Here is a 25,996-nt window from a genome sequence, read left to right as displayed (position 1 = left end):
CGCTCAGATTGCCACCAGGTGGCCGTCGTCGAGCTTCAATACACGGTCCATCTGGCGCGCCAGGCTGAGGTCGTGCGTTACCACCAGGAACGCTGTGCGCGAAGCACTGGACAGCTCCTGCATCAACTCCTGAATACCCTGGGCTGTATGGTGGTCGAGGTTGCCGGTAGGCTCGTCGAGCATGACCAGGCCAGGGCGGTTGACCAGGGCCCGGGCAATGGCCACACGCTGGCGCTCGCCACCCGACAGCTCGGCCGGCTTGTGGTTGAGGCGGTGGCCCAGGCCTACGCGCTTGAGCAGTGCTTCGGCCCGCTCGCGGGCCTCGGGGATGGGCGTGCGGCCGATCAGCAATGGCATGCACACGTTTTCGATGGCGGTGAATTCCGGCAGCAAGTGGTGAAACTGGTAGACGAAGCCCAATTCACGATTGCGCAGCAGGCCGCGGGCACGCTCACCCAGCGCCGACAGCTCTTCGCCCGCCAGCCAGACGCTGCCCTGGGTGGGCCGGTCAAGGCCGCCCAACAGGTTCAGCAAGGTGCTCTTGCCAGAGCCCGAGCTGCCGACAATGGCAATGCGCTCACCGGCGTGCAGCTCCAGGTTGAGGCCGGACAGCACCTGCACCGACTCCGGGCCCTCGTCGTAGGACTTGCCCAGGTTGCGGCAACTCAGAACGGCTTTATCACTCATGCGCGACTCACTCATAACGTAGCGCCTCGGCAGGCTGGGTGCGGGCCGCACGCCAGGCCGGGTACAAGGTGGCGAAGAAACTCAGGACCAGCGCCGCGCCACAGACCATGTACACGTCCTGGGCCTGGATCTGCGACGGCAGGTAATCGATGAAATACACGTCGGCATTGAGGAACTTGTGCCCGATCAGTTTCTCGATGCCGGCGATGGCGGCACTGACATTCAGTGCGGCAAGAATGCCGACCACGGCGCCGATCAGGGTACCGATCACCCCGATCACCGTGCCCTGGACCATGAAGATGAGCATGATTTGCCCGGGCGTCGCGCCGAGGGTGCGCAGGATGGCGATGTCGCCACGCTTGTCGTTGACCACCATCACCAGCGTGGAAATGATGTTGAACGCGGCCACCGCCACGATCAGCAGCAACAGCAGGCCGATCATGGCTTTTTCCATGCGGATCGCCTGGTACAGGTTGCCGTGGGTACGGGTCCAGTCGCGGCTGTAGAACGCCTGGTCACCCAACTGCTGGGCGATGCTCCAGGCCACCCGCGGCGCCTGGAACAGGTCGTCGAATTTCAGGCGCAGGCCCTGTACCTGGTCGGGCTTCCAGCGGTGCAGGCGCGACAGGTCGCTGATGTTGGTCAAGCCCAGGTAGCCGTCGATCTCGCCCGCGCCAACGTGGAAGGTGCCGACCACAGTGAAGCGCTTCATGCGCGGGAACATGCCGGCCGGGGTCACGCTGACCTCGGGGGCGACGAAGGTGAGCTTGTCGCCGATGGCCACACCCAGCTTGGCCGCCGCCTTGTCACCGATCATGATCCCCCACTCACCCGGCGCCAACTGGTCCAGGCGCCCCTGCAAGACAAAGTTGTCGATGATCGACACCTCGCGCTCGCGGGCCGGGTCGATGCCATTGAGCAGCACTTTCTGCACCTTGCCATCATGGGTCAGCAGGCCTTGCATCTGGGTGAACGGCGCAACCGCCACCACCTGCGGATTCTGCTTTACTTGTTGGGCAAGGGCCTGCCAATCGGCAATGGGTTGGCCGCTCTCCAGCGTGGCATGCGGGATCATGCCCAGCACGCGGGTACGCATCTCGTGGTCGAAACCGTTCATCACCGACAGCACCACGATCATCACCACCACGCCCAGGGCGAGGCCGATCATCGAGGTCAGGGAAATGAACGAGACGAAGTGATTGCGACGTTTGGCACGGGTATAACGCGTACCGATAAATGCGAAAAGAGGTCTGAACATGTCGGGGCTTGTTCGGATGAAAGGGAACGTCCTTGTGGCGAGGCGCCTACGGCGGCTTTACACTCGGACCACCGCCGCTACCTTGGGTTCGCCATGACGACATTAGACGAAGAAGATCGCCGCGAATACTACCGCATCGACGATCGGATCGCACTTCAAATAAGCCCCCTCAGCGCGGCCGAAGCCCTTGACCCAGATGTATTGCAAGATGATTCCCCACTGTTCAACCTGCTCAGCGAGCTGCACCTGTCGGACTTCGAGGCGCAGCACCTGCTGCGCCAGCTGAGCGACAAGGACCGCACCCTGGCCGCCTTCCTGCGTGCGCAGAACAAACGCCTCGACCTGCTCAGCGCAGTGGTTGCCCAGACCCTGCTCGGCGAAGTCGGGCAACCCCAGCCAGTGATCATTTCCGAAGGCGGTATCGAATTCACCCAGCGCAACCCGCTTGCCCCCGGCACCCGGGTCAAGGTGAAAATGGTGCTGATGCCACGTGCCCACGGCCTGCTGCTGCGCGGTAAAGTCACCCACTGCGACCAGCGCACGGGGGGCGGTTACGACGTCGGCACCGAGTTCATCGACATGACCGACGCCCAACGGCAACTGCTGGCCCGTTACATCCTGCAGCGCCAGCAGCAGCAACGGCGCCAGCAACTGGAACAGAACAGCCCTGCATCCTGAACCTGTTTTCTCTGATCTGAAGGAACGAACGTGACCCTGATCTACGGCCATCGCGGCGCCAAGGGCGAAGCACCCGAAAATACCCTGACCAGCTTCCAGCAGTGCCTGGCACACGGCGTGACCCGCTGCGAACTGGACCTGCACCTGTCAGCCGACAACCAGCTGATGGTGATCCACGACGCCACCCTCAAGCGCACCACCGGCCGGCGCGGCAAGGTGGTCGAACACCCGGCCGCCGACCTGGTCAAGGTCGATGCCCGCAAGGGCGGGCCAGGCCACGTGCAGCCCTGCCCGATTCCCACGCTGGAAGAGCTGTTCCAGAAATGCCCGTTCGAGCACTGGCAACTGGAGGTGAAAAGCGCCTCGCGCACGCGCGCTGCCACCACCGTTCTGGCCATCCGCGAGCTGGCCCAGCAGTACAACTTGCTGGACAAGGTCACCATCACCTCCAGCTCGCGCGAAGTACTGGGTGCAGCCCAGGAGCTGGTGCCAGACGTGAAGCGTGGGCTGGTGGCGGAGTACGCCTGGCTCGACCCGTTGAAGGTCGCCCAGAACTACGGCTGCGACTTGCTGGCCCTGAACTGGACGCTATGCACCCCCGAACGCCTGCTCAAAGCACAGGCCCAGGGTTTGCACGTGTCGGTGTGGACGGTCAACGAGCCGGCACTGATGCGCCGGCTGGCTGACTTTGGCGTGGACAGCCTGATTACAGACTTTCCCGGTTTGGCCAAGACCACCCTCGGGCAGGGTTGAAATCGGTCTCTCCGACCGGCTCAGGCCACCGGTCGGAGCCGCTCAAAAAAGCCGGTTCAGGCCGTCGTAGGCAGCTACCCGGTAGGCTTCGGCCATGGTCGGGTAGTTGAACGTGGTGTTGACGAAATACTTCAGGTTGTTCTGCTCACCTGGCTGGTTCATGATCGCCTGGCCGATGTGGACAATCTCCGAGGCCTGGTAGCCGAAGCAGTGAACACCCAGGATTTCCAGGGTTTCGCGGTGGAACAGGATCTTCAGCATGCCTTGCGGCTCGCCGGCAATCTGCGCCCGCGCCATGCTCTTGAAGAACGCCTTGCCCACTTCGTACGGCACCTTGGCCTGGGTCAGCTCCTGCTCGTTCTTGCCGATCGAGCTGATTTCCGGAATGGTATAGATGCCGGTCGGCACGTCATTGACGAAACGCCAGCTGCCGTTGTCCACGATGCTGCCAGCGGCCGAGCGGCCCTGGTCATGGGCGGCACTGGCCAGGCTTGGCCAGCCGATCACGTCACCGGCGCCGTAGATGTTCGGCACAGTGGTACGGTAGGCCTCGTCGACCTCGATCTGGCCCCGGCTGTTGACCTTGATGCCAATGTTCTCCAGGCCCAGCTTGTCGGTGTTGCCGGTACGGCCGTTGCACCACAGCAAGGCGTCGGCCTTGATCTTCTTGCCCGACTTCAGGTGCAGGATCACACCGTTGTCCAGGCCTTCGACGCGCTCATAATCTTCGTTGTGGCGCACGGTGATGTTGTTGTTGCTGAAGTGATAGCTCAGCGCCTGGGAAATTTCCGAGTCGAGGAAGCTCAGCAACTGGCCGCGGTTGTCCACCAGCTCTACCAGCACACCCAGGCCACTGAAGATCGAAGCATATTCACAACCGATAACGCCGGCGCCGTAAACGATCAGCTTGCGCGGGGTGTGGCTGAGGCTGAGGATGGTATCGCTGTCGTAGACGCGCGGGTGGTGGAAGTCGATGTCGGCCGGGCGGTAGGGGCGTGAACCGGTCGCGATGATGATGTGCTTGGCATTGAGCTTTTCCACCACGCCGTTCGAGCACACCACTTCCACGGTCTGCTCGTCGGCAAAACTGCCGGTACCGACGAACACGTCAACCCGGTTGCGGGCGTAGTAGCCCGTGCGCGAAGCCACCTGCTTGGCGATGACCTTCTCGGCGCTTTTCAGCACGTCCGGGAACGAAAACCAACGCGGCTCGCCAATGGCACGGAACATGGGGTTGGTGTTGAACTGCATGATCTGCCGCACCGAGTGACGCAGTGCCTTGGACGGGATGGTGCCCAGGTGGGTGCAGTTACCACCGACCTGGCGACGGTCATCGACCATCGCAACCTTGCGCCCTGCTTTGGCGGCATTCATTGCCGCGCCTTCACCGGCCGGGCCGGAACCCAGCACCACTACGTCGTAGTTGTAGACAGCCATGCGTACTCCTTCAGAACTGGCCCGCAAGCCACGGTCGCTCGCGGGACGCGATCATGCCGCCGGGGCGCCATGAGAAAATTCGGGTGCAGTCTAATCAAGCGTGAACGCCGCGCACATTAACCCTTGGTCGCGTCGTAGGCCAATTTCGCCCGCACTACATATGCTTTACCGATCCCTGGCGGCAATCATCCCTGCTTGCGCTTTCATTCGCCTTTCACCGCCTGCGCAAACGCGGGCGTAGCTAGGAAGACGCAGCCACCCCCGGCCCGAGTCACCCGAACGGCGGCACGGTCATGCGCACCGGGCGCCGGACACGGGCATCGAAAGGGGGTGCCAATAGCGCCGGCCATTGTCCTCGAAATAGTGCCGCTCGTCATCCGAGCCCAAGTGATTTACCGGGCGTACGCACCTGCAAAGGCCGCAGCAACATGAAAAGCAGGCAAAAAAAACGGGAACCCGAAGGTTCCCGTTTCTTCATTGCCTTACCCGCGAATCAGCGTGGGAATGCAGGCGGGTTCACACCGGCCATGTCTTCCATCACGCGAACCACCTGGCAGCTGTAACCGAATTCGTTGTCGTACCACACGTACAGAACAACACGGTTGTCATTGGCGATGGTCGCTTCAGCGTCCACCACACCGGCATGGCGCGAGCCAACGAAGTCGGTCGAAACCACTTCCTGCGAGGCAACGTAGTCGATCTGCTTGTGCAGCTCCGAGTGCATTGCGGTCTGGCGCAGGTACTCGTTGATTTCGTCGCGAGTAGTTGCCTTTTCCAGGTTCAGGTTGAGGATGGCCATCGAAACGTTCGGCGTAGGTACGCGGATGGCGTTGCCGGTCAGCTTGCCCTTGAGCACTGGCAGTGCCTTGGCAGCAGCGGTGGCGGCACCGGTTTCGGTGATGACCATGTTCAGCGGCGCGGCGCGGCCACGGCGGCTGCCCTTGTGGAAGTTGTCGATCAGGTTCTGGTCGTTGGTGAACGAGTGAACGGTTTCGACGTGGCCGTTGACGATGCCGTACTGGTCGTTGATGGCCTTGAGCACCGGCACGATGGCGTTGGTGGTGCAGGAAGCTGCCGAGATGATCTTGTCATCGGCCGTGATATCGCCGTGGTTGATGCCATGCACGATGTTCTTCAGCGCGCCCTTGCCAGGTGCGGTGAGGATCACGCGGGCAGCGCCCGGGCAGGCCAGGTGCTGGCCCAGGCCGTCGGCATCACGCCATACACCGGTGTTGTCGACGATCAGCGCGTTTTCGATACCGTACTGGGTATAGTCGACTTCGCTTGGGTTCTTGGCGTAGATAACCTGGATCAGGTTGCCGTTGGCAGTGATGGTGTTGTTGGCTTCATCAATGGTGATGGTGCCATCGAACGGGCCATGCACCGAGTCACGGCGCAGCAGGCTGGCACGCTTGACCAGGTCGTTTTCGGCGCCCTTGCGCACAACGATGGCGCGCAGGCGCAGGCCGTCGCCGCCACCGGTCTTCTCGATCAGGATGCGCGCCAGCAGGCGGCCGATGCGGCCGAAGCCGTACAGCACCACGTCAGTGCCTTTGCGTGCCGAAGCGTTCTGCTGGCCAACCACGTCGGCCAGCTCTTCACGGACGAACTGCTCGGCAGTGCGGCCATTGCCTTCCTGCTTGAACTTGTTGGCCAGCTTGCCCAGGTCGACCGAAGCGGCGCCCAGTTTCAGCTCGCTCATGGCTTTGAGCAGGGGGAATGTCTCGTGGACGGACAGTTCGGTTTCGTCGGTTTGGCGATGACGCGCAAAGCGGTGCGCCTTGAGGATCGAGATAACCGAACGGTTGATCAGGCTGCGGCCATAAATCGAGCTCACCACATTGTTGTTGCGGTAGAGCTGACCGATAAGCGGGATCATCGCTTCAGCCAGCGCTTCACGATCGATCCACTCACCAAGACACTGGTCGGGCTTCTGAGTCACGGGAACCTTCCACATGTAGGGACAGAAAAAAGGGGCTACATTATGACGCCCCAACACAGAACCGGCAATGAGCGCCTGTCGCAGTGAGCCAAGCCAGCATTCATGCCCTTTGGAGCCTGACAGCCGGCACCGTCACCGGTACAATCGGTCTCTTTGCCGCAACGCTTGGAGTGCAATCTCCCGTGTCAGTTCTGCGCCTACCGCAAATGTCGGCCACGGCCGGCAAACAAACCTGGGGCAACCTGCCCGGTGCCGCCCTCAGCCTTGCCATCGCCGAGGCCGCCAGCAGCGCTGGCCGCTTCACCCTGTTATTGACGGCCGACAGCCAGGCCGCCGACCGCCTGGAACAGGAGCTGCGTTTCTTCGCACCCGACCTGCCGGTGCTGCCGTTTCCCGATTGGGAAACCCTGCCCTACGACCTGTTCTCGCCGCACCAGGACATCATCTCCCAGCGCATCGCCAGCCTTTACCGCTTGCCTGAGCTGAGCCACGGCATCCTCGTGGTGCCGGTGACCACCGCCCTGCACCGCCTGGCACCCACGCGTTTTCTGCTGGGCAGCAGCCTGGTGCTGGACGTGGGCCAGACCCTCGACGTGGAGCAGATGCGCACGCGGCTGGAAGCCACCGGCTACCGCTGCGTCGACACGGTCTATGAGCATGGCGAGTTCGCCGTGCGCGGTGCACTGATCGACCTGTTCCCCATGGGCAGCAAGCTGCCCTACCGCATCGACCTGTTCGATGACGAGATCGAGACCCTGCGCACCTTCGACCCCGAGACCCAGCGCTCGATAGACAAGGTGGATTCCGTGCGCCTGCTGCCTGCGCGCGAATTCCCCATGCAAAAGGACGAAGTGACCCGCTTCAAGGCACGCTTTCGCGAACGCTTCGACGTCGACTTCCGCCGCAGCGCGATCTTCCAGGACCTGGCCAGCGGTATCATCCCCGCCGGTATCGAGTACTACCTGCCCTTGTTCTTCGAAGAAACCTCCACCCTGTTCGACTACCTGCCGGCGGACACCCAGGTGTTTTCGCTGCCGGGGGTGGAACAGGCCGCCGAACACTTCTGGAACGACGTGCGCGGGCGTTATGAAGACCGCCGTGGCGATCTCAGCCGGCCACTGCTGCCACCGGCCGAGCTGTTCCTGCCGGTCGAAGACTGCTTCGCCCGGCTCAAGCAGTGGCCGCGGGTGGTTGTCAGCAGCGACGACCTGGAAGCCGGCGCAGGGCGCGAGCGCTTCCCGGCGCGCGCCCTGCCCAACCTGGCGATCGAGGCCAAGGCCAACCAGCCACTGGCCGAGCTGGCCAGCTTCCTCGACCAGTTCCCCGGCCGCGTGCTGTTCACCGCTGAATCGGCGGGCCGACGCGAGGTATTGCTGGAGCTGCTCGAACGGCTGAAGCTGCGCCCGCACACCGTTGATGGCTGGCACGATTTCATCACCGGTGCCGAGCGCCTGGCCATCGCCATCGCCCCACTGGACGAAGGCCTGCTGCTGGACGACCCGGCCATTGCCCTGGTCGCCGAAAGCCCGTTGTTCGGCCAGCGCGTCATGCAGCGCCGGCGCCGTGACAAACGTGGCGAAACCGCCAATGACGCGGTAATCAAGAACCTTACCGAACTGCGCGAAGGCGCACCGGTGGTGCACATTGACCACGGCGTAGGCCGCTACCTGGGCCTGGCCACGCTGGAAATCGACGGCCAGGCTGCAGAATTCCTGACCCTGGAATATGCCGAAAACGCCAAGCTTTATGTGCCGGTCGCCAACCTGCACCTGATCGCCCGCTACACCGGCAGCGACGACGCCCTGGCACCGCTGCACCGGCTGGGTTCGGAAGCCTGGCAAAAGGCCAAGCGCAAGGCTGCCGAACAAGTCCGCGACGTGGCCGCCGAACTGCTCGACATCTACGCCCGGCGTGCCGCGCGCAAAGGCTACGCCTTCGCCGACCCGTCCGCCGACTACGCCACGTTCAGCGCCGGCTTCCCGTTCGAGGAAACCCCCGACCAGCAGGCCGCCATCGAAGCCGTGCGCGCCGACATGCTTGCGCCCAAGCCGATGGACCGCCTGGTCTGTGGCGATGTGGGCTTCGGCAAGACCGAAGTGGCTATGCGCGCGGCGTTCATTGCCGTGCACAGCGGCCGCCAGGTGGCGGTATTGGTGCCGACCACCCTGCTCGCCCAACAGCACTACAACAGCTTCCGCGACCGCTTCGCCGACTGGCCGGTGACCGTGGAAGTGATGAGCCGTTTCAAGTCCGCCAAGGAAGTCGCCGCCGCCGCCGCAGACCTGGCCGAGGGCAAGATCGACATCCTGATCGGCACCCACAAGCTGCTGCAGGACGACGTACGCTTCAAGGACCTGGGCCTGGCAATCATCGACGAAGAGCACCGTTTTGGCGTACGCCAGAAGGAGCAGCTCAAGGCCCTGCGCAGCGAAGTCGACATCCTCACCCTCACCGCCACCCCCATCCCGCGCACGCTCAACATGGCGGTGGCGGGCATGCGCGACCTGTCCATCATCGCCACGCCGCCGGCGCGCCGCCTGTCAGTGCGCACCTTCGTCATGGAGCAGAACAAGAGCACCGTCAAAGAGGCGCTGCTGCGCGAACTGCTGCGCGGCGGCCAGGTGTACTACCTGCACAACGATGTGAAAACCATCGAGAAATGCGCAGCCGACCTCGCCGAACTGGTACCCGAGGCACGCATCGGCATCGGCCATGGGCAAATGCGCGAGCGTGAACTGGAACAGGTGATGAGCGATTTCTACCACAAGCGCTTCAATGTGCTGGTGGCTTCGACCATCATCGAAACCGGTATCGACGTGCCCAGCGCCAACACCATCGTCATCGAACGCGCCGACAAGTTCGGCCTGGCCCAGCTGCACCAGCTGCGCGGCCGGGTTGGCCGCAGCCACCACCAGGCTTACGCCTACCTGCTCACGCCCACCCGGCAGAAGGTCAGCGCCGACGCCGAAAAGCGCCTGGAAGCGATCGCCAACACCCAGGACCTTGGCGCCGGGTTCGTGCTGGCGACCAACGACCTGGAAATCCGCGGTGCCGGCGAGCTGCTGGGCGAAGGCCAGAGTGGGCAGATCCAGGCCGTTGGCTTCACCCTGTACATGGAAATGCTCGAGCGCGCAGTCAAGGCCATTCGCAAGGGCACCCAGCCCAACCTGGAACAGCCACTGGGCGGCGGCCCGGAGATCAACCTGCGCCTGCCGGCGCTGATCCCCGAAGACTACCTGCCCGATGTGCATGCCAGGCTGATCCTGTACAAGCGCATTGCCTCGGCGGCCGACGAAGAGGGCCTCAAGGACCTGCAGGTCGAAATGATCGACCGCTTCGGCCTGCTACCGGAACCCACCAAGAATCTCATGCGCCTGACGTCGCTCAAGCTGCAGGCGGAAAAGCTCGGCATCAAGAAAGTCGATGCCGGCCCCAATGGCGGCAAGCTCGAGTTCGAGGCCGAAACCCCGGTAGACCCACTGACCTTGATCAAATTGATTCAGGGCCAGCCCAAACGCTACAAGTTCGAAGGCGCGACCCAGTTCCGCTTCCTGGTGCCAATGGAGCGCCCGGACGAACGCTTCAACACCTTGGAGGCGCTGTTCGAGCGCCTGACCCCACAGCCTGCCTAAGGAAGATTCATGCGTGCCATCCGTTGCCTGACCCTGCTGCTGGCGCTGTTCGCGCCAGCCGCCTTCGCCGAAGGCCTGTATCAGGTAGAAATGATTCTGGTGCGGCAGAACAGCGTGCCCGCCTTTACCAGCCCGTTCGCACCGGAAGACTGGAGCGGCGGTGCTGCGCGCCTGCACAAAGACGCCGAGCAACGCCCGGCGCTGGAAGACGAAGCCACCCGCCTGGAGGCGACCGCCGACTACACCGTGCTGATGCACAAGGCCTGGCAGCAGCAGGTGGGTGACCAACCCAGCCGTATCGCCCTGGGCGAAGGCGCCGAGCAATTCGGCCATTTCCCTATCGAAGGCAACCTGAGCATTGCCCAAGGGCGCTTTATCGCGGTGGATGCCAACTTCTGGGTCAACCAGCTGGATGGCAACGGCAGCGTGCTGCAAAGCGAGCAGTTCAAGCAAAGCAACAGTAACGTCAAAGGTGGGCAGCTGACCTTCCTCGACGGTGGGCACCTGGCGGTGCTGCTGAAGATCACGCCACCGGGCACGCCGAAAATGCCGGCCATGGAACCGGAGATGATGGAGCAGTAAGCGCATGAAGCCAGATGCCGCCGAGTTGGTGAACCAATACCCGAACTGGACCCAGTCGTTCAGCAAGGCCACCCTGCAGCGCGCAGAACGCTATGCCGACGAAGGCCGGGTGGAACTGGACGGTATCTACCGCCAGATCATCACCGCCCGGTGCGAAGGCAGCGGTGACAATGTCTACCAACAAACCATCGAACTGCACATTGCAGGCGGCCGCTGCCACGTCGAGGGTGAGTGCGACTGCCCGGTACGGCAAAACTGCAAGCATTGCGCTGCGGTACTGTTCACCCTCAGCGGCCCCACCATCAGTACCGAGCCTGTGCAAAGCCCGCCGGGTACGCTGTCGGCCGAACTGCAGCACTGGCTCAGTGGCCTGGAGCAGCCGCCGGCCCATGCCGGCGCAGCCGATGACAAACGCGGGCGCATGGTCTGCTACCAGCTGCAACTGACCGATACTGCCGGCTGCTCGCTGCTGGTGCGCAAAGGCACACGCAGCGAGGACGGCATCCGCTTCAGCCGGGTGCAGTCGCTTTACGATTTTCTCTACGAGCCGCCGCGCTTCGTCACCGACCAGGACACGCGCATCCTGCGCCTGCTTGCGGCATTGAACCAGGGGGCCGGCCAGGACCGCGGCTACCAACTCAAAGGCCAGGAAGGCGGCGAACTGTTCCAGCGCGCACTGGAAACCGGGCGCATGCTGTTCGACGTCAACATGCCCCTGCTGCACGAAGGCCCGACGCGCCCAGCCGAGTTCCGCTGGGTACGCCAGGACAATGGCAACTACCGCGGGCTGTGGTACAGCGGTGAGGAACCGCTGCGCTGCGTCATCCCGCTGCTGCCGCTGTACTACTTCGATGTGCAGGCGCAAGAGGTGGGCAAGGTCGAACACACCCTTGACCCGCATGTGGCCGTGCAACTGACCATCGCCCCCGATGTGCCGGAACACCTTGTCGTCCCCCTGAGCCACAAGCTCAATGCCCTGAGCCACAAGGTGCCGACCCCAGCCCCCGTGCGAGAGCAAGTGATCGAGGACATACAGCCACAGGCCCTGATGGCCCTCGGCAGCCTCGAGTACACCGCCTACATGCCGAAAACCGGGCGCATGCAACGGCAGATGCAACATCGCGCCGCATTGGCATTCGACTATGACGGCCTGCAAGCCAGCGGTAGCGACGACAAGCCGCTGACCCGCCTTGCAGGCAACACCAGCCAGCGCATCCGCCGCCAGCCCCAGGCTGAACAAGCCCTGCGCAAGGTGCTGCGGGACTTCGGCTTCAGGCCTGCAACCCGGCAGAGCAAGGCATTGCCCGACAGTGCCGGGGAAATGTATCAACTGCCCGACGACGAAGCCTGGCTGCACTTTGCCCGCGAAGGCCTGCCACGCCTGCGCGAAGCCGGCTGGGCCATCGATACCCACCGCGATTTCGCCTTCGAACTGCAAGAGGTGGAAGACTGGTACGCGACCATCGACGAAGCGCCGGGCCATGAATGGTTCGACCTGGAACTGGGCATCGTGGTCGATGGCCAGCGCCACAGCCTGTTGCCGATCGTGCTGCAATTGCTGCGCAGCAGCCCAGAGCTGTTACGCCCCAGCGAACTGGCCCGGCGCAGTGACGACGAGCACCTGCTGATCGACCTGAACCGCGGCCGCCTGGATGCCTCGCCCTTGCGCGTCGCCCTGCCTTATGGCCGTATCAAGGCAGTGATGGGCACCCTGGGCGAGCTGTACCTGCACGAAGGCAGCGTAGGCCCGGCCCTGCGCCTGGACCGCGCCGACGCCGCGCGCCTGAACCAGATCGAAGGCATGCCGCTGCATTGGCAAGGTGGCGAGCATGTGCGCGACCTGGGGCGCCGCCTGCGTGACGCGCGTGACCTGCAGGTCGCACCGCCAGTCGCGCTGCGGGCCAGCTTGCGCGCCTACCAGCAGCAAGGCCTGAACTGGCTGCAGGCCCTGCGCGAAATGGGTACCGGCGGCATTCTGGGCGACGACATGGGCTTGGGCAAGACCCTGCAAGCCTTGGCTCACCTGCTGCTGGAAAAGGAAAGCGGGCGCCTCGTCAGCCCAGCCCTGGTCGTGATGCCGACCAGCCTGATACCCAACTGGCTGGACGAAGCCGCACGCTTCGCCCCCGACCTGCGTGTACTGCCCCTGCACGGGCCAGGGCGCAGCAAGCATTTTGCCAAGCTGGGCGACTACGACCTGGTCCTCACCACCTATGCGCTGCTGCCGCGCGACCTGCAGCACCTGCGCGCGCACGCGTGGCACGTGCTGGTGCTGGACGAGGCACAGAACATCAAAAGCAGTACCAGCAAGGCGGCCCTGGCCGCCTGCGAACTGCAGGCCACCCAGCGTCTGTGCCTGACCGGCACGCCGATGGAAAACAACCTGGGCGAACTGTGGTCGATCTTCCACTTCCTGATGCCCGGCTGGCTGGGTGAACTGAAGCGCTTCAACCAGGACTACCGCACGCCGATCGAGCGCCACGGTGACAGCGAGCGCATGGCCCACCTGGCCAACCGCGTCCGGCCGTTCCTGTTGCGCCGCACCAAGGAGCAGGTGGCCACCGAGCTGCCGGCCAAAACCGAGATGGTGCACTGGGTCGAGCTCAGCGACGCCCAGCGCGACACCTACGAAGCGGTACGCGTGGCCATGGACAAGAAAGTCCGCGATGAAATTGCCCGCAACGGTGCCGCGCGCAGCCAGATCGTGATCCTCGACGCGCTGCTCAAGCTGCGCCAGGTGTGCTGCGACCTGCGCCTGGTAAAAGGCGTGGAGAGCAAGGGTAACCAGGCCGACAAGGGCAAGCTGGGGGCACTGCTGCAAATGCTCGATGAGCTGCTCAGCGAAGGCCGCCGGGTACTGCTGTTTTCGCAGTTCACGTCGATGCTTGCACTGATCGAGCAGGAACTGCAAAAGCGCCAGATCCGCTACAGCCTGCTCACCGGCGATACCCGCGACCGGCGTACGCCGGTGCAGCAGTTCCAGCAGGGTGACAGCGAGGTGTTCCTGATCAGCCTGAAGGCCGGCGGCGTGGGCCTGAACCTGACGGCGGCAGACACGGTGATCCACTTCGACCCCTGGTGGAACCCGGCCAGCGAAAACCAGGCCACCGACCGCGCCTACCGTATAGGCCAGGACAAACCGGTGTTCGTGTTCAAGCTGATTACCCGCGGCACGGTGGAAGAGAAAATACAGGCACTGCAGCAGGAGAAGGCCGCGCTGGCGGCGAGCCTGCTCGATGGCGGCCAGGCTGGGCAGTGGCGGCTGGGGGATGAAGAGATCGATGCCCTGTTTGCACCGTTGCCAGGCAAGCGTGGGCGCTGATGCCCTCGGGTCGGCCGTGAGGGTTGGCTGGCAGTGAGGCCGAGCGCCGCGCCGGCGGCGATCTCACTGGCAACCAGAAACCCGCTCCAGCGGCGACAGGTCAGTCGACCAGCTGCGCCTCTTTCAACGCGCCCAACGCCGCCAGCCAGCGTGGCTGCTGGCGATAGTCGGTACGTGCAAAGCCCTGCCCGCGCATCCGGGCGATACGCGGCGAGGGCCTGACCTGCATGCGCTGCGCTGCGCTCAGTGCCAGCTCTGCGGCCGCGCGGTCATTGCAAACCAGGCCCATGTCGCAGCCGGCAGACAATGCCGCCTCGATACGGCTGGCCGCATCGCCCACCACATGGGCACCGGCCATCGACAGGTCATCACTGAAGATCACCCCGTCAAAGCCCAGCTCGCCACGCAGAATGTCCTGCAGCCAGCGGCGCGAGAAGCCGGCCGGCTGGTCGTCCACCTGCGGGTAGATGACATGCGCCGGCATCACCGCCGCCAATTGCCCGCTCAGGCGGCTGAACGGTACAAGGTCGGCCTGGCGCAGTTGCGCAAGGCTGCGCTCATCGGTGGGAATGGCCACGTGCGAATCGGCCTCGGCCCAGCCATGCCCCGGGAAGTGCTTGCCGCAGGCCGCCATGCCGGCGGCATTCATGCCGCGGATGAACGCCCCGGCCAACTGCGTCGCACGCAGCGGGTCGCCCTCGAAGGCGCGGCTGCCCACCACGGCACTGCGCTGGTGATCAAGGTCAAGCACCGGAGCGAAGCTCAGGTCCAGGCCCACTGCCAGCACTTCGGTCGCCATCAGCCAGCCACACTGCTCGGCCAGGTATTCAGCGTTGTCGTTGTCGGCCAGCGCGCGCATGGCGGGCAGGCGTACAAAGCCCTGGCGCAGGCGTTGCACACGGCCGCCCTCCTGGTCCACCGCCAGAATCAGATCGGGGCGTATGGCGCGGATGGATGCGCATAGCTCACGCACCTGGCGCGGGCTGTCGATATTGCGGGCGAAGATGATCAGGCCGGCCACTTCGGGCTGGCGCAGCAGGTGACGGTCTTCGGCGGTCAGCCATTTACCGGCGATGTCCACCATCAGGGAGCCTTGCAGACTGACGGTCATGGGTATTCCTTAATTGAAGACTGAACAGAAGCGGCGCTAGCTTAGCCCAAGCGCCCCGCCGCGCCCAGCTTTCAGGCCTTGGCCGTGGCGGCGCTGCTCTTGGTGCGTGGCCGCAGTTGTGCAGTGGCCATGGCCGGGTCGGTGACGCCACTGTCCGCCCGCATGCCGGCCGCCAGGAACGGCACCATCAGGCGCATGACCTGTTCGATGGACGTATTGATACCGAAGTCGGTTTCGGCGATGGCCCGCAGGGCCTTGATGCCGGACATGCTGAACGCGGCCGCCCCCAGCATGAAGTGCACGCGCCAGAACAGCTCCAGCGGCGGAATACGGGGAGCCGCCTCGTTGACCAACAGCATGTAGCGGCGGAACACCTTGCCGTACATGTCTTCCAGGTAGCGCCGCAAGTGCCCTTGGCTCTGGCTGAAGGCAAGGCCCAGCAGCCGCATGAAGATCGACAGGTCGTTGTTGCTGCGCGGCTGCACGGCCAATGCCTGCTCCACCAGCATTTCCAGCAGCTCTTCCAGGCTTGGCTTGTGCTCGGGCTTGGCCTGGCGGCGTTCCAGTTCACGCTCGAGGCTGGCGCAGAACGGGCCCAGGAAGCGCGAGAACACAGCCTGGATAAGCGCTTTTTTGGAACCGAAGTGATAGTTGACCGCCGCCAGGTTGACCCCGGCCTTGCTGGTAATCAGCCGCAGCGAGGTTTCAGCGAACCCCCTTTCCGCGAACAGCTGCTCGGCAGCATCGAGAATGCGTTCAACGGTTTCCGATTGGGCCATGACTACTCCGACTACTCCGCCAGACAAACAGTTGTTTGAAACATACGTTTCAGCCCTGCATCTGTCAAGGCTCGGTGACCGGGCGGTCGCCGTTGGAAAACAGCGCGCGTCGTGCCTCCGGGAGGGGGCGTGCGACTTTTCTTGCAACGTGTGGCTTGAAGCTTATCCAGTACTGTATATAATCCCAGTCACTGTACAAAAAGCCAGAGCACCCAACATGCTGAAACTGACGCCACGCCAAGCCGAAATTCTCGCGTTCATCAAGCGTTGCCTGGAAGACAACGGTTTCCCGCCCACACGTGCCGAGATCGCTCAGGAACTGGGCTTCAAATCGCCCAACGCTGCCGAAGAACACCTCAAGGCCCTCGCCCGCAAGGGTGCCATCGAAATGACCCCAGGTGCATCCCGCGGCATCCGCATCCCGGGCTTCGAAGCCAAGGCCGAAGAAAGCGGCCTGCCCATCATCGGCCGTGTGGCTGCCGGTGCACCGATCCTGGCCGAGCAGCACATCGAGCAATCGTGCAACATCAACCCCGCCTTCTTCCACCCCCAGGCCGACTATTTACTGCGCGTGCACGGCATGAGCATGAAGGACGTCGGTATCCTGGACGGCGACCTGCTGGCAGTACACACCTGCCGTGAAGCACGCAACGGCCAGATCGTGGTGGCCCGCATCGGCGACGAAGTGACCGTCAAGCGCTTCAAGCGCGAAGGCAGCAAAGTCTGGCTGCTGGCCGAAAACCCCGAATTCGCCCCCATCGAAGTCGACCTGAAAGAACAGGAACTGGTGATCGAGGGCTTGAGCGTCGGCGTCATTCGCCGCTGATCCAGGAGGCGTCATGCAGCAGTTCATTCACGTACCCGAGCAAGCCCAGTTGCCGTTGTTCGAAGCATTCCTTGCCCAACCCGTACTTCCTGGCTTAAAGGCCAGCGAACTGGCACGCAAGCACAGCGACCCCGAGCTTTTCAGCGAACTGTCGCTGCGTGGCGCCCAAGGGCACTGCCAAAACCTGCTGGCACCCGTACTGCGTGAGCTGAGCGAAGAAGACGAGACCCGCTGGCTGACCCTGATCGCGCCGCCGTCGAGCCTGACCCAGGCCTGGCTGCGCGACGCAGGCCTCAACCGTGAACGGATCCTGCTGCTGCAACCCCGTAGCAATCAGAGCCCATTGCAGCTGGCCTGCGAAGCCCTGCGCCTGGGCCTTAGCCACACAGTGGTCAGCTGGCTGGGTAGCGTGAATGCCACTGCCCGCCAGCAACTGCTACGGGCAGCCACTACCGGAAATGCACAAAGCCTGAACATCCGCCTCGGCTGATGTTCAGGCTTTGCCTGTTACTTCAAAACGCCAGCCACCTGCTGCACCCTCAGGGTTCAGTGCAGCACCCGCGGCCCTTCATCACGCTCAGCCTCACCTTCCATCAGGCGACCGGCCATCTGCACACCCACGCTGAGCATGGCCTTGGCCACTTCAACATGCTGACCCTGCAGAAATACCTTGGCGTCTTCCGAGAAATCCAAGGTTACCAGTGAGCCTTCATCCTCGGCGCGACGCAGTTCGATGCGGCCATCAGGCAACTCGACAATTTCCAGAAAAGACGTAGACATAAATGGCAGTTCTCCGCGAAAGGCCAGTATTGTATCAGCCGTTGCCGCGATCAGCACTCACTCAACGCGTCGCGAAAACGCCTGACCAGGCCTTTGAGGTTATTGCGCCAGCTTTCCAGCTCGGCGCGGGACAATGCTGGCTGCTCGGGCTCGTCAAGGTTCACGGCTTGGATCAGCGGCTGAGTAACATCGGTTTTTGGCGCTTTCCTGGCGACAGGTGGTCGGAACAAATCGGCATAACCACTGAGCATTTGCGCCAGCCAGGTTTCACGCTGGCGCGCCAGCTCCAGCAGCTCGGCCACCTCGGGGATGGCAATACCGTTCAGGCTGTCGTCGGCCAGTGCCTGCTCCACAGTTGCCACCACCGGCAGGCGGTAGAAAGCACCAATTTCATGGCACATGCCCAGTAGCGCGCCGTACAGGTGAAACAGCGCCGACTCGCGCTCGGCCTGTACCAAGCCCTGGGCATTCATGGCCTGGCTTTGCTCGGCCTTGGCCATGGCCTCGAGGGCGAGGCCGGCAAAGAACAGTTTCTGGTTGGTGCGGGTGTAGGTTTCCTGGGCCATTTCTGTGCCCTCCCTTCAGGCTGCAAGGCAAGTTTCTGCATCATAAATGATTGGGGCCGCTAAGCGGCCCCAATTACAGCACTGAAGGCTCAGCGCTTGTCTTCTACCTTCCACGCGCCACCGTCGTAGAACGCCTTCCAGCCGGTAGGCTTGCCATCGACCTCGGACTGCACGTACTGCTCCTTGGTCTTGCGGCTGTAGCGGATCACCGCAGGGCGGCCGTCCGGGTCCTTCTGCGGCGCATCGCACAGGAAGTGGTACTTCGGGTCGATCTCGTGCTTGTGCGGCACGATTTCCATGACCAGTGGTGCCCGGGTTTCGCGGTTCTTGGGGAACTGGCTGGCCGCCAGGAACAACCCCGAGGCGCCATCGCGCAGTACGTAGGTGTCGTCCACCTTCTCGCACTTGAGCTCAGGCATGTCCACCTTGTCCATCTTCGGTGGCGCTGCCTCACCGCTTTTCAGCAGTTTGCGGGTGTTCTTGCAAGCCGGGTTGGTGCAGCCGAAGAACTTGCCGAACCGGCCGGTCTTCAGTTGCATCTCGCTACCGCACTTGTCGCATTCCAGGCTTGGCCCTTCGTAACCCTTGATGCGGTAGTTGCCTTCTTCGATTTCGTAGCCAGCGCAGTCCGGGTTGTTACCGCAGATGTGCAGCTTGTGCTTCTCATCCAGCAAGTAGGCATCCATCGCCGTGGCACAGATCGGGCAACGGTGCTTGCCCAACAGCACCCGCGACTCGGACTCGCCCTCGTCGTCCGCAGCGATCTCATCGCCGGGCACCAGGTTGACGGTCGCCTTGCAGCGTTCTTTCGGCGGCAGGCTGTAGCCAGAGCAGCCAAGGAATACCCCAGTGGAAGCGGTACGAATCATCATTGGCCGGCCACATTCCTTGCACGGAATGTTGGTCATGGTCGGCTGGTTGGCGCGCATGCCGTCTTCGCTCGACTCGGCCGTCTGCAGCTTCTTGCTGAAGTCGCCATAGAACTCGTCGAGCACGTTCTTCCAGTCACGCTCGCCCTGGGCCACGTCGTCGAGGTTCTCTTCCATGTCGGCGGTAAAGCCGTAGTCCATCAGGTTGGAGAAGCTTTCCGACAGGCGCTCGGTGACGATGTCGCCCATTTTCTCGGAGTAGAAGCGGCGGTTGTGCAGGGTCACATAACCACGATCCTGGATGGTGGAAATGATCGCCGCGTAGGTCGACGGGCGACCGATGCCGCGCTTTTCCATTTCCTTTACCAGGCTGGCTTCGGTGAAGCGTGCCGGCGGCTTGGTGAAGTGCTGGCTCGGGTCGATCTGCAGCAACTTCAGCGCTTCGCCCTGGACCATTTCCGGCAGTACGTCGTCTTCACCCGGTTTGCTCTGCTGTGGCAGCACACGGGTATAACCGTCGAACTTCAGGATACGGCCCTTGGCGCGCAGCTCGAAATCGCCGGCAGCCACGGTGACACTGGTAGACAGGTACTGCGCCGGCGGCATCTGGCAAGCCAGGAACTGGCGCCAGATCAGCTCGTACAGGCGCTCGGCGTCGCGCTCCATGCCACTGAGCTTGGTCGGGTGTGTATTCACGTCCGACGGGCGAATCGCTTCGTGCGCTTCCTGGGCGCCTTCTTTGCTGCCGTAGACCAGCGGTGCATCCGGCAGGTACTGCTTGCCGAACTCACGCTCGATGTAGCTGCGGGCCATGTCCAGGGCATCGGCCGACAGGTTGGTCGAGTCGGTACGCATGTACGTGATGTAGCCAGCTTCGTACAAGCGCTGGGCCATCATCATGGTCTTCTTCACACCAAAGCCCAGGCGGTTGCTGGCGGCCTGCTGCAGGGTGGAGGTAATGAACGGCGCCGACGGCTTGCTGCTGGTCGGGCGGTCTTCGCGCTTGACCACGCTGTAGCTGGAAGCCTTGAGCTTCTCCAGCGCGGCCATGGCCTGGGCTTCGTTCAGCGGCTTGAACGCCTCGCCATTTTCGCGCGCCACTTCGAAACGCACCTTGGCGTTTTTCGCGGTGCCGAGGTCGGCGTGGATTTCCCAGTATTCTTCCGGGATGAACGCGCGAATTTCACGCTCGCGCTCTACCACCAGCTTGACCGCTACCGACTGCACGCGACCGGCAGACAAGCCACGGGCAATCTTGGCCCACAACAGCGGCGACACCATGTAGCCCACCACACGGTCAAGGAAACGCCGAGCCTGCTGCGCGTTGACCCGGTCGATGTCCAGCTCGCCCGGTTGCGAGAAGGCTTCCTGAATCGCCTTCTTGGTAATTTCGTTGAACACCACGCGCTTGTAGCGGGCGTCGTCACCACCGATGGCCTCGCGCAGGTGCCAGGCAATGGCTTCCCCTTCGCGGTCCAAGTCGGTTGCGAGATAGATGGTGTCGGCATCCTTGGCCAGGCGGCGCAGCTCTTCGATCACCTTTTCCTTGCCAGGCAGGATCTCGTACTTGGCTTTCCAGCCGTGGTCGGGGTCGACACCCATGCGCGACACCAGCTGGCGACGGGCCTTTTCCTTGGGTGAAAGCGCCGGGGCCTCACCCGCAGCCTTACCACGCTTGGCGGCCGGCTCTTTGCTTGCGCTGGCCGAACCGCTGGTGGGGAGGTCTCGGATATGGCCGATACTCGACTTCACCACGTACTGGTTGCCCAGGTACTTGTTGATGGTCTTGGCCTTGGCCGGGGATTCCACAATGACCAGCGATTTGCCCATGGATCGGAGTATTCCTGAATCTGAAGATGAAAAACGCGTCAGGTGCCGACACGCGGCACCGCTATATATAGTGGCAAAAGTGTGAGGTCAAGTTCGAACGATCATGCGTGCGACTTGCCCAGCAACCCGGGCAGCCCCTCTTCGGCCTTGACCAAAGCAAAGCGTGGCACCTGCTCGCCGTCAACCTCGACGGACTCCTGGAACATCGAAAGTGGCCTTACCCAGAAGCTGTAGTCACCATACAGGCACTGGTAGAAAACCATCCACTCTTCGCTCTCGGAGTGCCGCGCAACGCTGAAGACACGGTACTCAGGCCCTTTGTAATGCCGGTAGACGCCTGGCTGTATCTGCATGTTGCACACCCTCCTGAATAAAACCTGAAAAAACAAAACCGGGGCACAAGGCCCCGGTTGCTGTCCAGCGGCGCGATCAGACGCGTTCGAAGACAGTGGTGATACCTTGGCCGAGGCCGACGCACATGGTCGCCACCCCGAGGGTACCGCCATTTTGCTTCATGACATTGAGCAGGGTGCCGGAAATACGTGCCCCAGAGCAACCGAACGGGTGCCCCAAAGCGATGGCGCCGCCGTGCAGGTTAACCTTCTCATCCATCTTGTCGAGCACTTTCAAATCTTTCAGCACTGGCAAGGCCTGTGCAGCGAAGGCTTCGTTGAGCTCGATGAAGTCGATGTCTGCCATGGTCAGCCCGGCACGCTTGAGGGCTTTCTGGGTCGATGGCACCGGGCCGTAGCCCATGATCGCCGGGTCCACACCTGCCACCGCCATCGAGCGGATTACCGCCAACGGCTGTATACCCAGGTCCATGGCGCGCTGGCCAGACATGACGATCATGCACGACGCGCCGTCGGTGATCTGCGACGAAGTACCGGCCGTAACCGTGCCCCCTTTGGGGTTGAATGCCGGCTTGAGCGACGCCAGGCCTTCGAGGGTGGTTTCCGGGCGAATGGTTTCGTCGAAATCGAATACCTTCAGGAAGCCGTTCTCGTCGTAGCCCTGCATCGGGATGATTTCATCCTTGAACTTGCCTTCGACCGTAGCCTTGTGGGCCAACTGGTGCGAACGCAAGCCAAACAGGTCCTGCTGCTCACGGGTGATGCCATGCATCTTGCCGAGCATTTCTGCAGTGAGGCCCATCATCCCGGAAGCCTTGGCGGCATGCAAGGACAGGTGCGGGTTAGGGTCCACGCCGTGCATCATGCTGACATGGCCCATGTGCTCCACGCCGCCGACCACGAACACATCGCCGTTGCCGGTCATGATGGCCTGGGCGGCGGTGTGCAGCGCGCTCATCGACGAGCCGCACAGGCGGCTGACGGTTTGCGCAGCGGAAGTGTGCGGGATCTGCGTCATCAGCGAAGCCATGCGGGCGATGTTCCAGCCCTGCTCCAGCGTCTGGTTGACGCAGCCCCAGATCACGTCCTCGACCTCTTTGGGGTCGACCTTGCCGTTGCGCTCCAGCAGCTTGCTGATCAGGTGCGCCGACATGTCTTCGGCGCGGGTGTTGCGGTGCATGCCACCCTTGGAGCGGCCCATCGGCGTGCGACCGAAGTCGACAATCACCACGTCTCTTGGATTCAGGCTCATATCAAATCTCTCGCTCTAGCTCGTTGACCGCTCAGTTGAAGAAGCGCTGGCCATTCTTGGCCATTTCGCGCAGCTTGGCGGTCGGGTGGTACAGCGGCCCCAGGTCGGCATAGCGATCGGCCAGGGCAACGAATTCGGCGACACCGATCGAGTCGATGTAGCGCAGCGCACCACCGCGGAAGGGAGGGAAACCAATGCCGTAGACCAGCCCCATGTCGGCTTCGGCAGCGGTCTCGACGATGCCGTCTTCCAGGCAGCGCACGGTCTCCAGGCACAGCGGCACCATCATCCAGTTGACGATGTCTTCATCGGTGACTTCACGCTGCTCGAACACGATCGGCTTGAGCACGTCGAGCACGGTAGCGTCGAACACTTTCTTCGGCTTGCCACGCTTGTCGGTTTCGTAGGCGTAGAAACCCTTGCCATTCTTCTGCCCCAGGCGGTTGGCCTCGTACAGGGCATCCACCGCCGAGCGGCGCTCGTCCTTCATGCGGTCAGGGAAACCTTCGGCCATCACGTCACGGCCGTGGTGGCCGGTGTCGATGCCTACCACGTCCATCAGGTAGGCCGGGCCCATTGGCCAGCCGAACTTTTCCATGACCTTGTCGATGCGCACGAAGTCGACACCGGCGCTGACCAGCTTGGCAAAGCCGCCGAAGTACGGGAACAGCACGCGGTTGACCAGGAAGCCCGGGCAGTCGTTGACCACGATCGGGTTCTTGCCCATTTTCTTGGCATAGGCCACGGTGGTGGCCACAGCCACTTCACTGGACTTCTCGCCACGGATCACTTCTACCAGCGGCATCATGTGCACCGGGTTGAAGAAGTGCATGCCGACGAAGTTTTCCGGGCGCTTGAGCGCCTTGGCCAACAGGTTGATGGAGATCGTCGAAGTGTTGGAGGCCAGGATCGCATCGTCCTTGACCTGCCCTTCCACTTCCGCCAGCACCGCCTGTTTGACTTTCGGGTTCTCGACCACGGCCTCGACCACGATGTCGACATTGGCAAAGTCGCCATAGGACAGGGTCGGGCGAATGGCATTGAGCGCCTCGGCCATCTTGGCCGGGGTCAGGCGGCCCTTTTCGACGCGGTTGCCAAGCAGCTTGGAGGCCTCGTTCAAGCCCAGCTGGATGGCTTCCTCGCGGATGTCCTTCATCAGGATCGGGGTGCCCTTGACCGCGGACTGGTAGGCGATGCCGCCACCCATGATACCGGCGCCAAGCACGGCAGCCTGCTTCACGTCGTGGGCGATTTCGTCGTGCGCCTTGGCCTTGCGCTTGAGCTCCTGGTCGTTCAGGAACAGGCCGATCAGGCTCTCGGCAACCGAGGTCTTGGCCAGTTTGGCAAACCCGGCCGCTTCGACTTCCAGCGCCTTGTCGCGGCCGAAGTTGGCGGCCTTCTGGATGCTCTTGATGGCTTCGACCGGGGCCGGGTAGTTCGGCCCGGCCTGCCCGGCAACGAAGCCCTTGGCAGTTTCGAACGCCATCATCTGTTCGATGGCGTTGAGCTTGAGTTTTTCCAGCTTGGGTTGGCGTTTGGCCTTGTAGTCGAGCTCGCCGCTGATGGCGCGCTTGATCAGGTCGATGGCGCCAGCCTGCAGCAGCTCGGGCGCAACCACGGCATCGACGGCGCCGACTTTGAGGGCGTCTTCGGCGCGGTTTTCCTTGCCGGCAGCGATCCACTCGATGGCGTTGTCCGAACCGATCAGGCGCGGCAGGCGCACGGTGCCGCCAAAGCCCGGGTAGATGCCCAGCTTGACTTCCGGCAGGCCGATCTTGGCGCTGCTGGACATGACACGGTAATCGGCGGCAAGGCACATTTCCAGGCCGCCACCCAGGGCGATGCCATTGATGGCCGCGACGGTCGGCACTTCGAGGTCTTCGAAGGCGTTGAAGATGCGGTTGGCTTCCAGGTTGCCGGCGACCAGTTCGGCCTCGGGCAGCTTGAAGTTGTCGACGAACTCGGTGATGTCGGCGCCGACGATGAACACGTCCTTGCCACTGCTGACGATGACGCCCTTGACCGAGGCGTCGGCCTGGATGGCGCCTACGGCCTCGCGCAGCTCGTTCAGGGTCAGGCGGTTGAACTTGTTGACGGACTCACCCTTGAGGTCGAACTTGAGCTCGACGATGCCACTTTCAAGAGCCTTAACCGTGATGGCTTTACCTTCGTAAATCATCAACTGATCTCCACGATATGGAAGCTGAACTGTACACGCCGATCGCTGCAGCGGAAGCAGGCCTAGCTGCCCCGCCCAGGCACACCCGTCAGCGCGCTAGTCGGAAGTATGGCTTGGCGTGGTGACATACAAACGCTCAATTCATACGCCCGTTTGATTTGGGTGTGCACACATTCTCCGAAAAGATCTGCGTTGTCAAATGCTCACGAGCACGAAGAAAACGCGACTTTGTGGTCATTTTGTACCGTGCGCGCAGCAAATCATGATGACAGTGATCACCGGTCATTCATGCCAGCGATCGACCCCCGCGATTGCACAGGCGCTGCACATTTTCGCTTGCGCGCCGAGCGGGTATGGCTACACTGCCACTTGCGTGAATGAATACCCGGCCTGCCTGGCCTTTTCTGCGAAAGCAGAACGCAAAGCGGCGACTTGGCACCCCACCCCTTCAGGGGTATGCCAAGCCGCCGCTTTGTCGTTGTAGGAGCGGCATTGTGTCTTGAGAGGGGATTAGACCTGGTCATTCACCGTTCCACTTGTGGGAGCGGGCTTGCCCGCGAACACCGGCAAAGCCGGTGCCAGACACCGCGTCGCCTGCTTCGCGGGCTTGCCCGCTCCTACAGGTGAATCGCGCAGGCTTTTCAAATTTTGAGAAAGAGAGTTGCTCCTAAAGGGATCATGTTTAGCTGAACTCAGGCGAGGGTTTCGAGGACGTAGGCAACATCCTGCAATACAGCCATATCGCCCCGTTCAGTCCAATACAACGCGATCATCCGGGCATCGGCCTCTACCTTGTAAACGCTCGCCGGCAAGCGCGCCAGCGCCTCCACGAAACGCGGGTCTTCGCAGGGTTCGCGGTACTGGTTCCACCACACCCCCGGGCTGACCTGCCAGTAGCTGAAGCTGTTCTGGTGCCCACGGCGGCGCGCCCGGTGGTACTGCGGACAAGGACTTGGCGGCTCCTTCTCCAGCCAGTGCGGCCACTGCTGTGGCGCCAGCTGCATGGCCAACCCCATACGTCGGGCCTCCAGGCGCAGCTTCATCTGCTCGCTCTGCTTGCGCGAACTGCGCAACCAGGAAAACGGGCTGAGAATCAGCGCAAGGATTGACACCACCAGCAATACCGTCATATCAGTAGATTCCATAAAGCGTTGCAAATG

20 protein-coding genes and 1 pseudogene are annotated in these 25,996 nt (G+C 62.7%); 7 read left to right on the top strand and 14 right to left on the bottom strand.

Features of this window, described 5'->3' with window-relative positions; genetic code table 11:
- Positions 1 to 3: 3 nt before the first annotated feature.
- On the bottom strand, positions 4 to 687 hold the full coding sequence (gene lolD, locus L1P09_RS07970; protein WP_172828393.1) for a lipoprotein-releasing ABC transporter ATP-binding protein LolD: 684 nt from the start codon (positions 685 to 687) through the stop codon (positions 4 to 6).
- Positions 688 to 694: 7 nt separating this feature from the next.
- Complete coding sequence (locus L1P09_RS07965; protein ID WP_047149820.1) at positions 695 to 1,945, bottom strand: lipoprotein-releasing ABC transporter permease subunit; 1,251 nt, start codon at positions 1,943 to 1,945, stop codon at positions 695 to 697.
- 93 nt (positions 1,946 to 2,038) lie between these two features.
- Between L1P09_RS07965 and L1P09_RS07960 the strand changes: the two genes are divergently transcribed.
- Positions 2,039 to 2,623 carry a PilZ domain-containing protein gene (locus tag L1P09_RS07960; RefSeq protein ID WP_054904167.1) on the top strand — a complete coding sequence of 195 codons (585 nt, stop codon included), beginning with the start codon at positions 2,039 to 2,041 and terminating at the stop codon, positions 2,621 to 2,623.
- A gap of 30 nt (positions 2,624 to 2,653) precedes the next feature.
- Positions 2,654 to 3,376, top strand: coding sequence for a glycerophosphodiester phosphodiesterase (locus L1P09_RS07955; RefSeq protein ID WP_009686291.1), 723 nt, complete (start codon positions 2,654 to 2,656; stop codon positions 3,374 to 3,376).
- 42 nt (positions 3,377 to 3,418) lie between these two features.
- On the opposite strand, the gene sthA is transcribed toward L1P09_RS07955, so the two are convergent.
- From sthA to L1P09_RS07945, 3 genes and pseudogenes are all read right to left on the bottom strand, one after another.
- A complete protein-coding gene (gene sthA, locus L1P09_RS07950) occupies positions 3,419 to 4,813 on the bottom strand; it encodes a Si-specific NAD(P)(+) transhydrogenase (RefSeq protein WP_173890493.1) in 1,395 nt (464 codons plus the stop codon).
- 203 nt (positions 4,814 to 5,016) lie between these two features.
- A pseudogene (locus L1P09_RS26205) lies at positions 5,017 to 5,230 on the bottom strand (FAD:protein FMN transferase); the annotation flags it as partial.
- A gap of 76 nt (positions 5,231 to 5,306) precedes the next feature.
- The gene (locus tag L1P09_RS07945) at positions 5,307 to 6,770 is read right to left on the bottom strand and encodes a glyceraldehyde-3-phosphate dehydrogenase (protein WP_009686289.1); all 1,464 of its coding nucleotides are present in this window, start codon (positions 6,768 to 6,770) and stop codon (positions 5,307 to 5,309) included.
- Between the two features lie 167 nt (positions 6,771 to 6,937).
- On the opposite strand from L1P09_RS07945, the gene mfd reads away from it, so the two are divergent.
- From mfd to L1P09_RS07930, 3 genes are read left to right on the top strand one after another with little or no spacing between them, the layout of a single operon-like run.
- Positions 6,938 to 10,387 carry a transcription-repair coupling factor gene (gene mfd / locus L1P09_RS07940; protein WP_235768716.1) on the top strand — a complete coding sequence of 1,150 codons (3,450 nt, stop codon included), beginning with the start codon at positions 6,938 to 6,940 and terminating at the stop codon, positions 10,385 to 10,387.
- Between the two features lie 9 nt (positions 10,388 to 10,396).
- The gene (locus L1P09_RS07935) at positions 10,397 to 10,969 is read left to right on the top strand and encodes a CsiV family protein (protein ID WP_235768715.1); all 573 of its coding nucleotides are present in this window, start codon (positions 10,397 to 10,399) and stop codon (positions 10,967 to 10,969) included.
- A 4-nt stretch (positions 10,970 to 10,973) separates the two neighbouring features.
- The gene (locus L1P09_RS07930; protein ID WP_235768714.1) at positions 10,974 to 14,291 is read left to right on the top strand and encodes a DEAD/DEAH box helicase; all 3,318 of its coding nucleotides are present in this window, start codon (positions 10,974 to 10,976) and stop codon (positions 14,289 to 14,291) included.
- 100 nt (positions 14,292 to 14,391) lie between these two features.
- Here the strand turns inward: L1P09_RS07930 and nagZ are convergent, their stop codons facing one another.
- Together nagZ and L1P09_RS07920 are read right to left on the bottom strand one after the other, a co-directional pair.
- A complete protein-coding gene (nagZ, locus tag L1P09_RS07925) occupies positions 14,392 to 15,390 on the bottom strand; it encodes a beta-N-acetylhexosaminidase (RefSeq protein WP_172828394.1) in 999 nt (332 codons plus the stop codon).
- An 83-nt stretch (positions 15,391 to 15,473) separates the two neighbouring features.
- Positions 15,474 to 16,181, bottom strand: coding sequence for a TetR/AcrR family transcriptional regulator (locus L1P09_RS07920; protein WP_009686283.1), 708 nt, complete (start codon positions 16,179 to 16,181; stop codon positions 15,474 to 15,476).
- A gap of 217 nt (positions 16,182 to 16,398) precedes the next feature.
- On the opposite strand from L1P09_RS07920, the gene lexA reads away from it, so the two are divergent.
- Positions 16,399 to 17,007 carry a transcriptional repressor LexA gene (gene lexA / locus L1P09_RS07915; RefSeq protein ID WP_029887015.1) on the top strand — a complete coding sequence of 203 codons (609 nt, stop codon included), beginning with the start codon at positions 16,399 to 16,401 and terminating at the stop codon, positions 17,005 to 17,007.
- Positions 17,008 to 17,020: 13 nt separating this feature from the next.
- Positions 17,021 to 17,497, top strand: coding sequence for an SOS-induced cell division inhibitor SulA (sulA, locus tag L1P09_RS07910; RefSeq protein ID WP_009686281.1), 477 nt, complete (start codon positions 17,021 to 17,023; stop codon positions 17,495 to 17,497).
- A 56-nt stretch (positions 17,498 to 17,553) separates the two neighbouring features.
- On the opposite strand, the gene L1P09_RS07905 is transcribed toward sulA, so the two are convergent.
- The 7 genes from L1P09_RS07905 to L1P09_RS07875 all read right to left on the bottom strand — a co-directional run bounded on the left by L1P09_RS07905 (position 17,554) and on the right by L1P09_RS07875 (position 25,966).
- Entirely contained in the window at positions 17,554 to 17,787 is a 234-nt protein-coding gene (locus L1P09_RS07905; protein WP_009686280.1) for a hypothetical protein, read from the bottom strand.
- Positions 17,788 to 17,837: 50 nt separating this feature from the next.
- Positions 17,838 to 18,353: a DUF6586 family protein gene (locus tag L1P09_RS07900; protein WP_054904165.1), complete on the bottom strand. Its 516-nt coding sequence runs from the start codon at positions 18,351 to 18,353 to the stop codon at positions 17,838 to 17,840.
- A gap of 89 nt (positions 18,354 to 18,442) precedes the next feature.
- A complete protein-coding gene (topA, locus tag L1P09_RS07895; protein ID WP_054904164.1) occupies positions 18,443 to 21,052 on the bottom strand; it encodes a type I DNA topoisomerase in 2,610 nt (869 codons plus the stop codon).
- A 101-nt stretch (positions 21,053 to 21,153) separates the two neighbouring features.
- The gene (locus L1P09_RS07890) at positions 21,154 to 21,405 is read right to left on the bottom strand and encodes a DUF1653 domain-containing protein (protein ID WP_025754461.1); all 252 of its coding nucleotides are present in this window, start codon (positions 21,403 to 21,405) and stop codon (positions 21,154 to 21,156) included.
- Between the two features lie 76 nt (positions 21,406 to 21,481).
- A complete protein-coding gene (gene fadA, locus L1P09_RS07885) occupies positions 21,482 to 22,657 on the bottom strand; it encodes an acetyl-CoA C-acyltransferase FadA (protein ID WP_003248768.1) in 1,176 nt (391 codons plus the stop codon).
- Between the two features lie 31 nt (positions 22,658 to 22,688).
- Complete coding sequence (gene fadB, locus L1P09_RS07880) at positions 22,689 to 24,836, bottom strand: fatty acid oxidation complex subunit alpha FadB (protein WP_029887012.1); 2,148 nt, start codon at positions 24,834 to 24,836, stop codon at positions 22,689 to 22,691.
- Between the two features lie 692 nt (positions 24,837 to 25,528).
- Positions 25,529 to 25,966 carry a hypothetical protein gene (locus L1P09_RS07875; protein WP_235768713.1) on the bottom strand — a complete coding sequence of 146 codons (438 nt, stop codon included), beginning with the start codon at positions 25,964 to 25,966 and terminating at the stop codon, positions 25,529 to 25,531.
- Between the last annotated feature and the right edge of the window lie 30 nt (positions 25,967 to 25,996).

Source organism: Pseudomonas juntendi (assembly GCF_021560075.1).
Lineage (GTDB): Bacteria > Pseudomonadota > Gammaproteobacteria > Pseudomonadales > Pseudomonadaceae > Aquipseudomonas > Aquipseudomonas juntendi.
This window is presented reverse-complemented; position numbering and strand designations above follow the sequence as displayed.

Excerpts from the sequence above, each read along its gene's own strand:
- L1P09_RS07930 (WP_235768714.1), top strand. The coding sequence starts at position 10,974 with ATGAAGCCAGATGCCGCCGAGTTGGTGAACCAATACCCGAACTGGACC.
- fadB (WP_029887012.1), bottom strand. The coding sequence starts at position 24,836 with ATGATTTACGAAGGTAAAGCCATCACGGTTAAGGCTCTTGAAAGTGGC.
- L1P09_RS07875 (WP_235768713.1), bottom strand. The coding sequence starts at position 25,966 with ATGACGGTATTGCTGGTGGTGTCAATCCTTGCGCTGATTCTCAGCCCG.
- lexA (WP_029887015.1), top strand. The coding sequence starts at position 16,399 with ATGCTGAAACTGACGCCACGCCAAGCCGAAATTCTCGCGTTCATCAAG.
- L1P09_RS07935 (WP_235768715.1), top strand. The coding sequence starts at position 10,397 with ATGCGTGCCATCCGTTGCCTGACCCTGCTGCTGGCGCTGTTCGCGCCA.
- topA (WP_054904164.1), bottom strand. The coding sequence starts at position 21,052 with ATGGGCAAATCGCTGGTCATTGTGGAATCCCCGGCCAAGGCCAAGACC.
- L1P09_RS07945 (WP_009686289.1), bottom strand. The coding sequence starts at position 6,770 with ATGTGGAAGGTTCCCGTGACTCAGAAGCCCGACCAGTGTCTTGGTGAG.
- L1P09_RS07905 (WP_009686280.1), bottom strand. The coding sequence starts at position 17,787 with ATGTCTACGTCTTTTCTGGAAATTGTCGAGTTGCCTGATGGCCGCATC.
- fadA (WP_003248768.1), bottom strand. The coding sequence starts at position 22,657 with ATGAGCCTGAATCCAAGAGACGTGGTGATTGTCGACTTCGGTCGCACG.
- lolD (WP_172828393.1), bottom strand. The coding sequence starts at position 687 with ATGAGTGATAAAGCCGTTCTGAGTTGCCGCAACCTGGGCAAGTCCTAC.
- sthA (WP_173890493.1), bottom strand. The coding sequence starts at position 4,813 with ATGGCTGTCTACAACTACGACGTAGTGGTGCTGGGTTCCGGCCCGGCC.
- L1P09_RS07960 (WP_054904167.1), top strand. The coding sequence starts at position 2,039 with ATGACGACATTAGACGAAGAAGATCGCCGCGAATACTACCGCATCGAC.
- sulA (WP_009686281.1), top strand. The coding sequence starts at position 17,021 with ATGCAGCAGTTCATTCACGTACCCGAGCAAGCCCAGTTGCCGTTGTTC.
- L1P09_RS07900 (WP_054904165.1), bottom strand. The coding sequence starts at position 18,353 with ATGGCCCAGGAAACCTACACCCGCACCAACCAGAAACTGTTCTTTGCC.
- L1P09_RS07890 (WP_025754461.1), bottom strand. The coding sequence starts at position 21,405 with ATGCAGATACAGCCAGGCGTCTACCGGCATTACAAAGGGCCTGAGTAC.
- L1P09_RS07965 (WP_047149820.1), bottom strand. The coding sequence starts at position 1,945 with ATGTTCAGACCTCTTTTCGCATTTATCGGTACGCGTTATACCCGTGCC.
- L1P09_RS07920 (WP_009686283.1), bottom strand. The coding sequence starts at position 16,181 with ATGGCCCAATCGGAAACCGTTGAACGCATTCTCGATGCTGCCGAGCAG.